12 protein-coding genes and 1 pseudogene are annotated in these 13,727 nt (G+C 66.6%); 7 read left to right on the forward strand and 6 right to left on the reverse strand.

What is annotated here, in order from left to right; genetic code table 11:
• The 4 genes and pseudogenes from J4O73_RS14490 to J4O73_RS14505 form a co-directional block, all read right to left on the reverse strand.
• Positions 1 to 156: pseudogene (locus J4O73_RS14490) on the reverse strand (PhnA-like protein); the annotation flags it as partial.
• A gap of 45 nt (positions 157 to 201) precedes the next feature.
• The gene (locus tag J4O73_RS14495) at positions 202 to 708 is read right to left on the reverse strand and encodes a CsbD family protein (protein ID WP_426218393.1); all 507 of its coding nucleotides are present in this window, start codon (positions 706 to 708) and stop codon (positions 202 to 204) included.
• Between the two features lie 68 nt (positions 709 to 776).
• On the reverse strand, positions 777 to 980 hold the full coding sequence (locus J4O73_RS14500) for a CsbD family protein (protein ID WP_426218395.1): 204 nt from the start codon (positions 978 to 980) through the stop codon (positions 777 to 779).
• 92 nt (positions 981 to 1,072) lie between these two features.
• Positions 1,073 to 2,536, reverse strand: coding sequence for a helix-turn-helix transcriptional regulator (locus J4O73_RS14505; RefSeq protein ID WP_426218397.1), 1,464 nt, complete (start codon positions 2,534 to 2,536; stop codon positions 1,073 to 1,075).
• Positions 2,537 to 2,732: 196 nt separating this feature from the next.
• On the opposite strand from J4O73_RS14505, the gene J4O73_RS14510 reads away from it, so the two are divergent.
• From J4O73_RS14510 to J4O73_RS14525, 4 genes are all read left to right on the forward strand, one after another.
• The gene (locus tag J4O73_RS14510) at positions 2,733 to 4,784 is read left to right on the forward strand and encodes a YgiQ family radical SAM protein (RefSeq protein ID WP_426218399.1); all 2,052 of its coding nucleotides are present in this window, start codon (positions 2,733 to 2,735) and stop codon (positions 4,782 to 4,784) included.
• 250 nt (positions 4,785 to 5,034) lie between these two features.
• The gene (gene oxlT, locus J4O73_RS14515; RefSeq protein ID WP_426218401.1) at positions 5,035 to 6,369 is read left to right on the forward strand and encodes an oxalate/formate MFS antiporter; all 1,335 of its coding nucleotides are present in this window, start codon (positions 5,035 to 5,037) and stop codon (positions 6,367 to 6,369) included.
• Positions 6,370 to 6,544: 175 nt separating this feature from the next.
• A complete protein-coding gene (gene oxc / locus J4O73_RS14520) occupies positions 6,545 to 8,311 on the forward strand; it encodes an oxalyl-CoA decarboxylase (protein ID WP_426218404.1) in 1,767 nt (588 codons plus the stop codon).
• Positions 8,312 to 8,554: 243 nt separating this feature from the next.
• The gene (locus J4O73_RS14525) at positions 8,555 to 9,256 is read left to right on the forward strand and encodes an alpha/beta hydrolase (protein ID WP_426218405.1); all 702 of its coding nucleotides are present in this window, start codon (positions 8,555 to 8,557) and stop codon (positions 9,254 to 9,256) included.
• Here the strand turns inward: J4O73_RS14525 and J4O73_RS14530 are convergent.
• Both J4O73_RS14530 and J4O73_RS14535 read right to left on the reverse strand, forming a co-directional pair.
• Positions 9,222 to 9,602, reverse strand: a complete 381-nt coding sequence (locus J4O73_RS14530; RefSeq protein ID WP_426218407.1) for a hypothetical protein — start codon at positions 9,600 to 9,602, stop codon at positions 9,222 to 9,224. The genes J4O73_RS14525 and J4O73_RS14530 overlap by 35 nt on opposite strands.
• Before the next feature lie 17 nt (positions 9,603 to 9,619).
• Entirely contained in the window at positions 9,620 to 10,063 is a 444-nt protein-coding gene (locus J4O73_RS14535; protein WP_426218952.1) for an OsmC family protein, read from the reverse strand.
• A 192-nt stretch (positions 10,064 to 10,255) separates the two neighbouring features.
• On the opposite strand from J4O73_RS14535, the gene J4O73_RS14540 reads away from it, so the two are divergent.
• The 3 genes from J4O73_RS14540 to J4O73_RS14550 all read left to right on the forward strand — a co-directional run bounded on the left by J4O73_RS14540 (position 10,256) and on the right by J4O73_RS14550 (position 13,386).
• A complete protein-coding gene (locus J4O73_RS14540) occupies positions 10,256 to 10,699 on the forward strand; it encodes a PAS domain-containing protein (protein ID WP_426218954.1) in 444 nt (147 codons plus the stop codon).
• 70 nt (positions 10,700 to 10,769) lie between these two features.
• Complete coding sequence (gene frc, locus J4O73_RS14545; RefSeq protein ID WP_426218409.1) at positions 10,770 to 12,020, forward strand: formyl-CoA transferase; 1,251 nt, start codon at positions 10,770 to 10,772, stop codon at positions 12,018 to 12,020.
• Positions 12,021 to 12,198: 178 nt separating this feature from the next.
• Positions 12,199 to 13,386, forward strand: coding sequence for an HPP family protein (locus J4O73_RS14550; RefSeq protein WP_426218411.1), 1,188 nt, complete (start codon positions 12,199 to 12,201; stop codon positions 13,384 to 13,386).
• The last annotated feature ends 341 nt before the right edge of the window (positions 13,387 to 13,727 follow it).

Here is a 13,727-nt window from a genome sequence, read left to right on the forward strand (position 1 = left end):
GCCGACGCCGACGAGGTTGACGACGACCTGCGTCACCAGGGCGGTGACGGCGCCCGCGAAGATGGCGCCCCAGGACACTTGGTTGAGCAGCACGGCACGGGTGTCGGCATGCGCCTCCGTGGCCAGGGGGGAACCGGTGGTCTGGATGGTGCTCACGTTTCTACTCCGGGATTTGGTTGTTCACAGGTCTTGGGCGTGGGCTCAGTCGCGGGTCGCGTTCACGAGCAGGCCAAGACCGAAGCCGACGGCACCGGCGATGAGCAGGGAGGCGAGCGGGTACTCGGCGACCTGACCGCTCACGCCGCCATGGCTGTGGCGCAGGGCGCGGGAGCCGCGATCGTAGGCATCCTCGGCGTAGTCGTAGGCGTCGTCCGCCGCGCGGCGGACGGAGCGACGGGCACGGTCGTAATGGTCTTCGGCGGCACCCTGTGCGCGGCGGGCGCGATCCTCGACATCGTCGGAGCCGACGAAACCGCCCACCGTGTCGCGGATGCGGCCGCCGATGTCGCGAGCGGTGTCGGCGACGGTCTCGGCCGCATCGCGGACGGTGTCCTTGGCCTGACCGTAGAGGTTCTCGGCCTTGCCGGCGGCCTCGCGAGCCCGGCCCTCGGCCTGGTCATGCTTCGAGCCGGTCAGGTCGCCGACCGCGCCCTGCACCTTGCCACCGAATTCCTTGGCGGCACCCGTGATCCGATCCGTATCAACCATGTCGTTCTCCTGTCGGTGTGGTGTGTGATGGGGTGGCGCCCGGTTCGGCGCGTCCCGTGAAACCCGCGTCAGTCCCGGGCCGAGCGCGAAGGCTTGGTCCCGGAGGCTTGCCCGGCGTCTTGCGCCGCCTTCGAAGCTTCGGAGGCGTTGGCGTCGCGCTTCTGCCGCCGGCCTTCAGCCTCGATCCCGGCATCGCCGGTGAGCTTGCCGAGCGCCTCCTTGACCGAGCCCTTGAGATGCTCGGCGGAAGTCGAACTCCTGTCTTCGGGCATGGGTGCTCCATCGCGTTCGAGAAACCATGGACCGAGCGGAAGATGAGGCGGCGATCTTGGTCTTCAATGAGCAATCTATACTGGTAATAAGATCATTTTGTTCCGGTCGATTGCAGGGGGAAGCCATTTTCTCGTCCCCAGACCACTGCCTCGCTGCGTTTGTGGACGCCTATTTTGCGATAGAGAGCGGCCCCATGATTGCGCACGGTGTTGCGCGACAGGTCGAGTTTGCGGGCGATCGCCGCGTCGTCCAGCCCCGAGCAGATCAGGTTCAGAATCTGGCGCTCGCGCACGGTCAGGTTGAGCACGGCGGCGTCCGTCCGCCCCGGATCGGGTCTGCGTAGGTTGGCGAGCTTCTCGATCAGCCCACGGCTGAACCACGAGGTGTCGGCCATGACCGTCTCGATGGCGTCGAACAGTTCGCGCTCGGAATGCTTGCGGTCGGTGATGTCCTGCATCACCAGCAGCAGGAATGAGTCGTCGTCGATCTCGATGCGTTCGGCCGAGACGAGGCAGTCGAGGTTTGCTCCGTCCTCGCGTCGCAGGCACACCTCGGCGCCGAGCACGTAGCCCTGCCTGTCGAGCGCCGCCTCGATCTCCAGCCGCTGGGCGTCGTTTGCCCAGAGATTGGCCTCGTCGAGGCTGCGCCCCAGGACCTGGTCCTCGCCCAGGCCAAAGACGCGGGTGAAGGCCTCGTTGATACCCGTGATCCGCGAATCCTTGCCGCGCGCCAGCACGGTCGGGACCGGCGTCATCCGGAACGCCTTGGCGAAGCGCGCCTCGCTTTGGCGAAGGGCCGTCTCGGCTTTTCGGCGCAGTTCGAGATCGGCGAAGGTGAAGAGCATGCAGGGCTCGTCACCCATCTCGATCGGCTGGCCCGCCACGATGACGAAGCGGCTGCCTCCGTCGGGGGTGCGCAGGCACGCCTCCATCTGCGGGATGGTGCCGCCTTCCTTCAGACGCGAAATGGCGAGGTCGCGGTTGCGCGCTTCGGCCAGCACGTCGATCTCGTAGACGCTGCGCCCGATCACGGCGTCGCGGGTGAAGCCGGTCATCTCCAGAAAGCCGGTATTCACCTTGAGGTGGCGCAGGTCCGACAGCCGGGTGATGATCGCGGGAGCCGGATTCGCGTTGAAGGTCGCCTCGAACCGGTCCTCCGCCTCGAACTGGTCGGTGACATCCTTGAGGATGAGGGCGAGGCAACTCGGTTTGCCGTCGCGGTCGGTCGCGACGAGGCTGCGCAGGCTGTGCACGAAGTCCTGCTCGGGCCGGTCGGTGCGCCGGACCTCGACCACGACATCGTGAAACCTCTCGCCCGCCACGACCCGCTCGATCGGGTAGTGATTCGGGGTGACGTTGTTGCGGTAGCGCAGGCAGAATCGCTCGCGGTACTCATCGACCGTAGGCCCGAGTTCGGCGAGGCTGCCCGCCCCATGCATCGCGAGTGCGGCTTCGTTGGCGTAGGCGATGGTCTGGTCGGGCTCGACCAGGATCACTCCCTCGCTCAACCCGGCGATGATCTGCCGGAGTTCATGCCTGTCGACGCCCGCGGTCACGGCTCGCTTCGCCCTGTCGTCTCGCCGCTGCCCAAACGGCAGCGACGCAAGAACAGGTTGCGCGCAAGGCGGTTCCAAAATTTATGTTAGGATGATGGTACGTGCGTATCATCGCGCACGGCCGGGATCTCTATAGTCTCGACAGGCAACCCTGCCCTTCGTTGAGATCGCGCTCCCGGCGGCCTATGGATGGCCGATGGAGATCCGCACTCACGCCGAACAACCCGTGTCGGCCCTCACCTGCCGTCCGCCTGCCTTCGGAAAGGCGGCGCCGTTCCTGCCGATGAGCCTCGCCGAGATGTCGGCGCTAGGGTGGGACGCCTGCGACATCGTGCTCGTGACGGGCGACGCCTATGTCGATCACCCGAGCTTCGGCATGGCCATCATCGGCCGCCTGCTCGAATCGCAGGGTTTCCGGGTCGGCATCATCGCCCAACCGGATTGGCAGTCGGCCGAGCCGTTCAAGGCGCTGGGCAAGCCGCGGCTGTTCTTCGGCGTGACCGGCGGCAATCTCGATTCGATGGTGAACCGCTACACGGCGGATCGGCGGCTCCGCCACGACGACGCCTATACGGCGGGCGGCGAAGGCGGAAAGCGGCCGGATCGCTGTACCATCGTCTACACGCAGCGTTGCCGTGAGGCGTTCAAGGACGTGCCGGTCGTGCTCGGCGGCATCGAGGCGTCGCTGCGCCGGATCGCCCATTACGATTACTGGTCCGACAAGGTGCGCCGCTCGATCCTGGCGGATGCGAAGGCGGATCTGCTGATCTACGGCAATGCCGAGCGCGCCGTGGTCGAGGTCGCCCAGCGCATGGCGGCGGGCGAGGCGCCGCACGAGCTCGATTCGATCCGGGGCGTCGCCCTGTTCCGCCGCGTGCCCGCCCATTACACCGAGCTTCCGGCCGACGATCTCGAGTCGACGGACGAGGCGGCCTCGCGCAAACCCGGCGATACCGTGATCCGGCTGCCGGCCTACGAGGTGGTGAAGGACGATAAGGAGGCTTACGCCCGCGCCTCCCGCGTGCTGCACCGGGAAGCCAATCCCGGCAATGCGCGCCCCATGGTCCAGCGCCACGGCGACCGCGACCTGTGGCTGAACCCGCCGCCGATCCCGCTGAGCAGCGAGGAGATGGATGCGGTCTACGACCTGCCCTACGCCCGGGCTCCGCACCCGTCCTATGGGGACGCGAAGATCCCCGCCTGGGACATGATCAAGTTCTCGGTGACGATCATGCGCGGCTGCTTCGGCGGCTGCACCTTCTGCTCGATCACCGAGCACGAGGGACGCGTCATCCAGAACCGCTCGGAGGGCTCGATCCTGAAGGAGATCGAGAAGATCCGCGACAAGACCCCCGGCTTCACGGGCGTGATCTCGGATGTCGGCGGGCCGACGGCCAACATGTACCGGATGGCCTGCAAGGACCCAAAGATCGAGGCGGCATGCCGCCTGCCGTCCTGCGTCTTCCCCGATATCTGCCCGAACCTGAACACCTCTCACGACGACCTGATCCGGCTGTACCGGAAGGTTCGCGAGGTGAAGGGCGTCAAGAAGGTGATGGTCGCCTCCGGCGTGCGCTACGACCTCGCGGTCAGGAGCCCCGAATACGTCAAGGAGCTCGTGACCCATCACGTCGGCGGTCGCCTGAAGATCGCTCCCGAGCACACCGAGCGCGGCCCCCTCGACAAGATGATGAAGCCGGGGATCGGCACCTACGACCGCTTCAAGGAGATGTTCGACGAAGCGGCCAAGCAGGCCGGCAAGAAGTACTATCTGATTCCGTACTTCATCGCGGCCCATCCGGGCACGACCGACGAGGACATGATGCACCTCGCGCTCTGGCTGAAGAAGAACGACTATCGCGCCGATCAGGTGCAGACGTTCCTGCCCTCGCCCATGGCGACGGCCACGGCCATGTATCACACGGAGATCAACCCGCTGCGGGGCGTACGGCGCGGCGACAGCGAGCCTGTCGAGGCGATCAAGGGGATGCGCCAACGGCGGCTGCACAAGGCCTTCCTGCGCTACCACGATCCCGAAAACTGGCCGATCCTCCGCGAAGCCCTGCGCGAGATGGGCCGGGCCGACTTGATCGGCCCCCGGCCGGATCAACTCGTGCCGTTCTACAACCGCCCGGAACTGGCGCCGGCGCGGGCAAGACGGCGGGCCAGAACCGGCCCCACCGCGGCGCGCCGCGCTTCACGACCAAGGGCGTTCCCCTGCGCAAATAGCGCCCTCGTGCGACTGTGATCGCGTCTTCCCGGCCGGAGAACGCTCCGGCCGAATCGTCATGGCTTCGTCCCTCGCGCTGCGACGCAGACGTAGCCGGACGCCCGGCTTGCCTTCAAAATTGTCCTGCGATCCGCGCCCTTGGAGCGCGTCCGACGGCGGCACCATAGTGCTGGTCTCGCGCTTTCTTGCCTCTGGTATATTGCATACCTGCGTAGATCATGCAGGATGCAGCCGTGCGAGCTCGCAGAAGCCGCCAGGGAGGAAGCCAATGGTACACCGTCCAGCCCTGGGTACACCGGTGGTCCAACCGGATGGGCCCAAAGATGCCGAATCGGCCAAGTGGTGGCAGCTCGCCTTCGGCGTCCTTTGCATGGCGATGATCGCCAACCTGCAATACGGCTGGACATTGTTCGTCGACCCGATCGATAGCAAGCACCACTGGGGCCGCGCGGCCATCCAGATCGCTTTCACTATCTTCGTCGCGACGGAAACTTGGCTGGTGCCGATCGAGACTTGGTTCGTCGACCGCTACGGTCCGCGGATCGTGGTCTGCTTCGGCGGCTTCATGATCGCCCTCGCCTGGGTGCTGAACGCCCATGCCGACTCTCTCGCGATGCTGTACGTCGCGGCGGTGATCGGCGGCATCGGCGCGGGCTCGGTCTACGGCACCTGCGTCGGCAACGCGCTGAAGTGGTTCCCCCATCGTCGCGGCCTCGCGGCGGGCGCCACGGCGGCCGGCTTCGGCGCGGGCGCGGCCATCACCGTCGTTCCGATCGCCAAGACCATCGCGTCGAGCGGCTACGAGACCGCGTTCCTCACGTTCGGAATCGGCCAGGGGCTCGTCGTGATCCTCCTGTCGTTCCTGCTGCGCAAGCCGTCCTCGGTCGCCCCGCCGCAGAAGCGCAGCGTGCGCGTGCCGCAGACCAAGGTCGACCGCACGCCCAAGCAGGCGGTGCGCACGCCGGTCTTCTGGGTGATGTACGCCATGTTCGTCATGGTCGCCTCGGGCGGCCTGATGGCGGCGGCGCAGATCGCCCCCATCGCCCATGACTTCAAGGTCGCCGGGGTCCCGGTCAGCCTGTTCGGCCTTCAGATGACCGCCCTCACCCTGGCGATCTCCCTGGATCGCGTCTTCGACGGCTTCGGCCGCCCGTTCTTCGGCTGGGTGTCCGACAATATCGGCCGCGAGAACACGATGTTCATCGCCTTCAGCATCGCGGCGACGGCGATGATCGTCCTGCTCAACCTCGGCACCAACCCTTACATCTTCATCCTCGCCACGGCCGTGTATTTCGGGGTGTTCGGTGAGATCTACTCGCTGTTCCCGGCCACCTGCGGCGACACGTTCGGGTCCAAGTTCGCGGCGAGCAATGCCGGGCTGCTCTACACCGCCAAGGGCACGGCCGCCTTCCTCGTCCCCTTCGCCAGCATGATCTCGGCGAGCTTCGGCTGGTCGGCCGTCTTCGCCCTGATCATCTGTCTCAACATCGTGGCCGCTGCCCTGGCGATCTTCGTGCTCAAGCCCCTGCGTCGCCGCTACCTCACCGAGGAGCCGATGAAAGCTGCCGAAACGGCGAAGGGCCAAGCGACCCGCCTGGCCTGAGCAAGGCCGCGCGCCGACCCGAGGGGCCGGCGCGCATCCCGACCCTCGAAAATCCTTGTCCAGAAATCTGGCATACCATATACCAAATCCGGCAGGACAAGCCGGGCGCAACCATCCTCCGCCTGTGACCGGGCGTGATGGCATCGACCCCAAACCATAAAGCTGGGAGGCCCTAATGACCGCTACCGCACTGGCGAAGAAGATCGATACGTCGGCCGCCGATGCCGCCATCTCCGAGTTCTACTCGCCTCAGGAGCTGACGGACGGGTTCCACCTCGTGATCGATGCCCTGAAGCTCAACGGCATCACCACGATCTACGGCGTGCCCGGCATCCCGATCACCGATCTCGGACGCATGGCCCAGGCCGAGGGGATGCGCGTCCTGTCCTTCCGGCATGAGCAGAACGCGGGCAACGCGGCGGCCATCGCGGGCTTCCTCACCAAGAAGCCGGGCATCTGCCTCACCGTTTCGGCGCCCGGCTTCCTCAACGGCCTCACCGCGCTCGCCAATGCGACCACGAACTGCTTCCCGATGATCCTGATCTCCGGCTCCTCGGAGCGTGAGATCGTCGATCTCCAGCAGGGCGATTACGAGGAGATGGATCAGCTCGCCATCGCCAAGCCCCTGTGCAAGGCGGCGTTCCGGGTGCTCCACGCCTGCGATATCGGCATCGGCGTCGCCCGCGCCATCCGCGCCGCCGTCTCCGGCCGCCCCGGCGGCGTCTATCTCGATCTGCCCGCCAAGCTGTTCTCGCAGGTCATGGATGCGGAAGCCGGTGCGAAGTCGCTCGTGAAGGTGATCGACGCGGCCCCCGCGCAATTGCCCGCACCCTCGTCCATCGCCCGCGCCCTCGACGAATTGAAGAATGCCAAGCGCCCGCTGATCGTGCTGGGTAAGGGCGCGGCCTATGCCCAGGCCGACGACCTCGTCCGCGAACTCGTGGAGCGCAGCGGTATCCCCTACGTGCCGATGAGCATGGCCAAGGGGCTCCTGCCGGACACGCACCCCCTCTCGGCGGGCGCCGCGCGCTCGACCGCGCTGAAGGATTCGGATGTCGTCCTGCTGGTCGGCGCCCGCCTCAACTGGCTGCTCTCGCACGGCAAGGGCAAGACCTGGGGCGAGCCGGGCTCCAAGCGCTTCATCCAGATCGACATCGAGCCGCGCGAGATGGACTCGAACGTCGAGATCGTCGCCCCGGTCGTCGGTGATATCGGCTCCTGTGTCGCCGCCCTGCTCGACGGCATGGGCAAGGAGTGGAAGGGCGCGCCGGCCGAGTGGGTCGAGACGATCCGCACCAAGCGCGAGGCCAACATCGCCAAGATGGCCCCGAAGCTGATGAAGAACACCGCGCCGATGGACTTCCATTCCGCGTTGGGTGCCCTGCGCACGGTGATCAAGGAGCGTCCGGACGCGATCCTCGTCAACGAAGGCGCCAACACCCTCGACCTCGCCCGAGGCATCATCGACATGTACCAGCCGCGCAAGCGCCTGGATGTCGGCACCTGGGGCGTGATGGGCATCGGCATGGGCTTCGCCGTCGCGGCGGCCGTCGAGACCGGCAAGCCGGTCCTGGCCGTCGAGGGTGACAGCGCCTTCGGCTTCTCCGGCATGGAGGTCGAGACCATCTGCCGGTACAAGCTGCCGATCTGCATCGTGATCTTCAACAACAACGGCATCTATCGGGGCACCGACACCGATCCGACCGGTCGCGATCCCGGCACCACCGTCTTCGTGCCGGATTCCCGCTACGACAAGATGATGGAAGCTTTCGGCGGCGTCGGCGCGCAGGTCTTCACCCCGGACGAGCTCAGGCGCGCCGTCGAGACGGCGATGGATTCCGGCAAGCCGACCTTGATCAACGCGGTCATCGACCCGTCCGCCGGCAGCGAGAGCGGCAATATCGGCAGCCTCAACCCGCAGAGCGTGATCAAGCGCAAGTAACGGGGAGCTCTTCGTTCGGGATGAGACAGCAATTGATCCCGCCCTTGACCTCATCCTGAGGTGCCCGCCTTGGCGGGCCTCGAAGGAGGGCTCCAGAACTCCCAGCGATCTCTGGAGGTCTCCTTCGAGGCGGCTTCGCAGCACCTCAGGATGAGGGAGTGGGTGGGATCAGGCGTGGTAGCCGGGTTGGACAACGATCCCCGCTCCCGACTCCCGAACGGTACGGCGGAACGGGGACCTCTCATGATCGACCCCAAGCTCGCAGGACGGCTCAGCGTCCCGCTCCGGCTCCCGACGGAGGATCCTCTTCCGCCGGGAACCCACATCCTCGGCCTCTTCGCCGAGCGCGATGCGCGGCTTTACGTGCCGCAGGGGCTCGCCCCGCGCCGACCCGTTCCCCTCGTGGTGCTGTTCCACGGCGGAGGCGGCAGCGCCGAGAAGATCATGCCGATGCTGGCGGTCCATGCCGAGGCGCGCGGCTTCCTGCTTCTGATTCCGCAATCGCTGCATCCGACCTGGGATCTGGTCATCGCGGGCAACGGCCCGGATCGCGACCGCCTGGAACACGCGCTCAACGCCCTCGCCTCGCATTTTCTGCTCGATCCAGGCCGCATCGCCTTCGCGGGCCATTCGGACGGGGGAAGCTATGCTCTCTCCCTCGGTCTCACCAACGGAGACCTCGTGAGCCACGTGATCGTGTCATCGGCGGGCTTCATGTCCGTGCAGACGCAGGAGGGCACGCCGCGCGTGTTCCTCTCGCATGGCACGCGGGACGAGCAGATCCCCATCGACCGCAGCGGACGCACCCATGCGGCGCTGCTGCGCGAGGCGGGCTACGACGTCACCTATGTCGAGTACGACGGCCCGCACGCCTACGACCCTGCGGTCGTGCGGCGCGCGGTCGATTTCTTCATGAGCGAGCCGGAGCATCCCCGCGCGGCTTGATCTTCAACTGGTCGATCGCCCAGAGCCAGGTTCCGTCCGGCTGCCGACGCGCCGCCTCGACGGACAGGACGCCGTTGGCGAGCCGTGCGAAAGTCAGTGCGAGACCATCCTTGACCAGGGCGGGTAAGACCTCCGCCTGCGGGAAGTCCGACTTTCTGGCGAGAAGATCCGTGTAGAACCGGCGGATCTCGCCATGGCCCGTGGCGACGACCTCACCCGCCGCCAGAACCGCATCGGGCTCATAGAGCGCCACCAGACCCTCCACGTCGCCCGCATTGGCGCGTGTGTTGAACAGGGCCGCCAGTTCGCCCGGCTCCCTGGCGCCGTCCCGCGCGTGTTCTGCCATTGTGTTCTCCCTGTCGTTCACCGAAGCCGCTCCCCGTTCCCGTCCCGCACCGACACGGCGACGGGGATGCCGACCTTCACGCTCTCCGAGACCGTGCAGAATCGCTCGAACTGGGCGAGCACCTGCTCGATCCGTGGCAAGGACGCGGAGGCGGCACCGAGCGTGATGTCGACCTTGATCCCGCCGATGCGCAGGCGCCTGTCCGCGTTGCGGACAATCGCCGCCGAGGCCCGTGCACTGACACCCCGCCCGTCCTGACCGAACTTGCCCAGCGCGAAGGCGAGGCTGGCGCAGAGGCAGTTGCTCACGCCCGCAATCAGCAATTGCTCGGGTGACGGGCCCGACCCGAGCCCGATCGGCTCCGGCTCGTCCGTCTCCAGCGCCGGGAAGGCCGCGCCGAAATCGACCACGAACTTGAAAGCCTCGATCTGCGTGATCGTGATGCTGGGTGCGAGCGTCATGCCGTCCGCCTTCTCGCTGGTCATCGCAACGTCGCGCGAAGAACTGGCTTGACTGCCATTCTACATGTGGCATACCAGATACCAATCACCGAGTCACCCGGCGGGAGGGAGAGCCTCTCGTTCAGGAAGCAAGGGAGAGAACGCCATGACCGAGCCGAGCATCGTAGTCCGGCCGCGCGCGTGAGCGCCACCATGGCCGCCGATGTCGATCTGTCCGGGCTTGTGGATGCCGTCGGAGACGCCGTCGTGGTGTCCGATCCCGATGGCGCCATCGTGGTGTGGAACCCGGCCGCTGAGCGGATCTTCGGTTTCACCAGCGCCGAAGCCCTGGGCCAGCCCCTCGATCTGATCACCCCCGACCGCCATCGGCGCCGTCACTGGGACGGCTATGCCAACACGATGCGCACGGGGGTGACCAAGTACGGCACGAAGCTCCTGCGCGTGCCGGCCCTGCACAAGGACGGGCACAGCCTGTCCATCGCCTTCACCGTCGGCCTCCTCAAGGACGAGGACGGCGTGGTGACCGGGATCGTCGCCGTCATCCGCGACGAAACCGAGCGCTGGAGCGAAGAGAAGCGTCTTCGCCAGCGAATTTCGGACTTAGAAGCCGAAAGCAAAGAGCGCATTTCGTCTTGAGAGGCCAAGTCTTCCTAAGAAGACGAAGTCTTTTTCGGTGTCAGTGTTTCGATCAACGGGAGGAACTGAAATGACCCAGCCGCTCGAAGGCATCAAGATCATCGACTTCACCCACGTCCAGGCGGGTCCGGCCTGCACGCAGCTCCTCGCGTGGTTCGGCGCCGACGTGATCAAGGTCGAGCGCCCCGGCGCGGGCGACGTGACCCGCAACCAGCTTCGTCATATCGACGATGCCGATGCCCTCTACTTCACGATGCTGAACTCGAACAAGCGTTCGCTGACCCTCGACACCAAGACCAAGCAGGGCAAGGAAGTCCTCGAGAAGCTGATCCGTGAGTCGGACGTGATGGTCGAGAACTTCGGCCCCGGCGCGCTCGACCGCATGGGCTTCTCCTGGGCGCGGATCCAGGAACTGAACCCGGGCATGATCCTCGCCTCGGTCAAGGGCTTCTCGGATGGCCACCATTACGAGGACCTGAAGGTCTACGAGAACGTGGCGCAGTGCGCGGGTGGCGCGGCCTCGACCACCGGCTTCTGGGATGGCCCGCCCACCGTGTCGGCTGCCGCCCTCGGCGATTCCAACACCGGCATGCATCTCGCCATCGGCATCCTGACGGCGCTCCACCAGAAGACCAAGACCGGCAAGGGTCAGAAGGTCGCCGTGTCGATGCAGGACTCGGTGATCAACCTCTGCCGCGTGAAGCTGCGCGACCAGCAGCGCCTCGATGCCATCGGCTACCTCGAGGAATACCCGCAATACCCGCACGGCAAGTTCACGGACGTGGTGCCACGTGGCGGCAACGCGGGCGGTGGCGGCCAGCCGGGCTGGGTGCTGAAGTGCAAGGGCTGGGAGACCGACCCGAACGCCTACATCTACTTCACCATCCAGGGTCATGCCTGGGCGCCGATCTGCAAGGCGATCGGCAAGGAGGAGTGGATCGAAGATCCGGCCTACAACACGGCTCGCGCTCGCCAGGACAAGATCTTCGACATCTTCAACACGATCGAAGCGTGGCTGGCGGACAAGACCAAGTTCGAGGCGGTCGACATCCTGCGCAAGTTCGACATCCCGTGCTCGCCGGTGCTCACCATGAAGGAGATCGCCGAGGACAAGTCGCTGCGTGAGAGCGGCACGATCGTCGAGGTGGCGCATCCGAAGCTCGGCAAGTACCTGACGGTCGGAAGCCCGATCAAGTTCTCCGATCTTCAGGTCGACATCAAAGCCTCGCCGCTGCTCGGTGAGCACACGAACGACATCCTCTCGCAGCTCGGCTACTCGCAGCAGCAGATCGCCGAGCTGCACGACGCCAAGGCCGTCTAAAAGCCTCTCACGAACCTCCCCCTGCGCCGTCGAGGCCAGGGGGAGAACTCCCGGTGAACGGGAGTTCTGTGAAGACTTCCAAGTCGACGCGCCACGGTGACGGGGCGGAGCCGCCATGGCGGCTCCGCCCCCGCCCTTCCCTTGCAGCGGCGCATCCCCGGTGCGAAGACACGGTACGATGATGAGCCGCTTCCGAGACCGTTTCGTCCCGCGCGTGGCCCAAGTCAGCCTTCTCGAGCGTGCCCGTTCGGCCAGCGGCGCCCTGCTCGGCCTGCTCTGCACCGGCCTCGTGGCCCGCGCCGCCGTGGGCTCGGGCGCGGAACTGCCCATCCTGATCGCCCCGATGGGCGCCTCCGCCGTTCTGCTCTTCGCGGTGCCATCGAGCCCGCTGGCGCAGCCCTGGTCCATCCTCGGCGGCAACATCGTCGCCGCGCTGGTCGGCGTCACCGCCGCCGCCCATCTCGGCGATGCCATGCTCGCGGGCGCGGTCGCCGTGTCGGTCGCCATCGCGCTGATGATGCTGCTCGGCTGCCTGCACCCCCCGAGCGGCGCCGTCGCGCTGACGGCCGTGCTGGGCGGCCCGGCGATCCGCGACCTCGGCTACGGTTTCGTCCTGTGGCCCGTTGGGGCGAACTCGCTGCTGCTTCTGATCTGCGCGCTCCTGTTCAACAACCTGACCGGACGCAGCTATCCGCATGTCGCCGCAGCGCCAAGCCAACCGGGCGCGGCGATGGGCTCGAGCCTGACGGCGGCCGATATCGACGCGGCACTGGCGCAGTTCGACGAGGTGATCGACATTGACCCCGGCGACCTTCAGGCCATCCTGCGCCGGGCGCAGGTCCACGCCTCGTTGCGCCAGTCCGGCCAGACCACCTGCGGCGCGCTGGTGAGGCGGAGCACGCGGGCCATCGCACCGGATACCCCCCTGCGCGACGCCCTGGCGACCCTGCGCCACAACCGCGCCACGATGGTGCCGGTGACGGACGAAAGCGCGCGGGTGCTCGGCGTCGTCACGCAGAACGATGTGCTCGACAAGACGATCGGCTGGGAGCGCCGGGTACCGCGCCTCGGGTTCGGGCGACGGATCGCCCTCATGCTTCAGCGCGGTCGCGCTCCGCACGGCGTCGTCGCCGACGTCATGACGACGGGTGCCGTGACGTTGCAACAGAACACCGCTGCCGGACAGGCCGCGTGGGTGATGATGCAGGCGGGTCTGCATCAGGCGCCGGTGGTCGGGCCGGATGGCCGGTTGATCGGCATCGTCGATCAGATGGACCTGATCGGCGCCATGCTGGCCGACATCTCGACCGACCATGCCGCGCATGCCCCGGTGGACCGTCGACGTGCCGATCGTCGGGTCGGCTAGAGCCGTCTTCGACCGCGTTGGCTCGCGTGCCTTCGTCTTTGCTTCGCTGCGCTCGCAAGGACGGCCGGGAAGCCATCGACGGGGGGCGGCTCAACTCGGTCGGATACGAGTCCAGAGGGCTTTCCGGCGAAGCAGTCGCTGGTTCCTCGACAGGGCGCGCGTGAGAAAAAGATTATGAGCTGTCGACCAGAGGCCATCAGGGCCGAGACGCCTCACAGACGTTGACGAGCGGTATTCTGTATACCAAAGTAATCGCCGGGAACCGCTTCCATAATCGCGGACCCTAAGGAGGAGCGTGATGGCCAGCGCCTTAGGCCGGACGCACGACGCCATGGCCGCCC

Source organism: Methylobacterium sp. NFXW15 (assembly GCF_049887755.1).
Taxonomy (GTDB): domain Bacteria; phylum Pseudomonadota; class Alphaproteobacteria; order Rhizobiales; family Beijerinckiaceae; genus Methylobacterium.

Coding starts and splice junctions, on each gene's coding strand:
- J4O73_RS14495 (WP_426218393.1), bottom strand. CDS start 708: ATGGTTGATACGGATCGGATCACGGGTGCCGCCAAGGAATTCGGTGGC.
- J4O73_RS14500 (WP_426218395.1), bottom strand. CDS start 980: ATGCCCGAAGACAGGAGTTCGACTTCCGCCGAGCATCTCAAGGGCTCG.
- J4O73_RS14510 (WP_426218399.1), top strand. CDS start 2,733: ATGGAGATCCGCACTCACGCCGAACAACCCGTGTCGGCCCTCACCTGC.
- oxlT (WP_426218401.1), top strand. CDS start 5,035: ATGGTACACCGTCCAGCCCTGGGTACACCGGTGGTCCAACCGGATGGG.
- oxc (WP_426218404.1), top strand. CDS start 6,545: ATGACCGCTACCGCACTGGCGAAGAAGATCGATACGTCGGCCGCCGAT.
- J4O73_RS14525 (WP_426218405.1), top strand. CDS start 8,555: ATGATCGACCCCAAGCTCGCAGGACGGCTCAGCGTCCCGCTCCGGCTC.
- J4O73_RS14530 (WP_426218407.1), bottom strand. CDS start 9,602: ATGGCAGAACACGCGCGGGACGGCGCCAGGGAGCCGGGCGAACTGGCG.
- J4O73_RS14535 (WP_426218952.1), bottom strand. CDS start 10,063: ATGACGCTCGCACCCAGCATCACGATCACGCAGATCGAGGCTTTCAAG.
- J4O73_RS14540 (WP_426218954.1), top strand. CDS start 10,256: ATGGCCGCCGATGTCGATCTGTCCGGGCTTGTGGATGCCGTCGGAGAC.
- frc (WP_426218409.1), top strand. CDS start 10,770: ATGACCCAGCCGCTCGAAGGCATCAAGATCATCGACTTCACCCACGTC.
- J4O73_RS14550 (WP_426218411.1), top strand. CDS start 12,199: ATGATGAGCCGCTTCCGAGACCGTTTCGTCCCGCGCGTGGCCCAAGTC.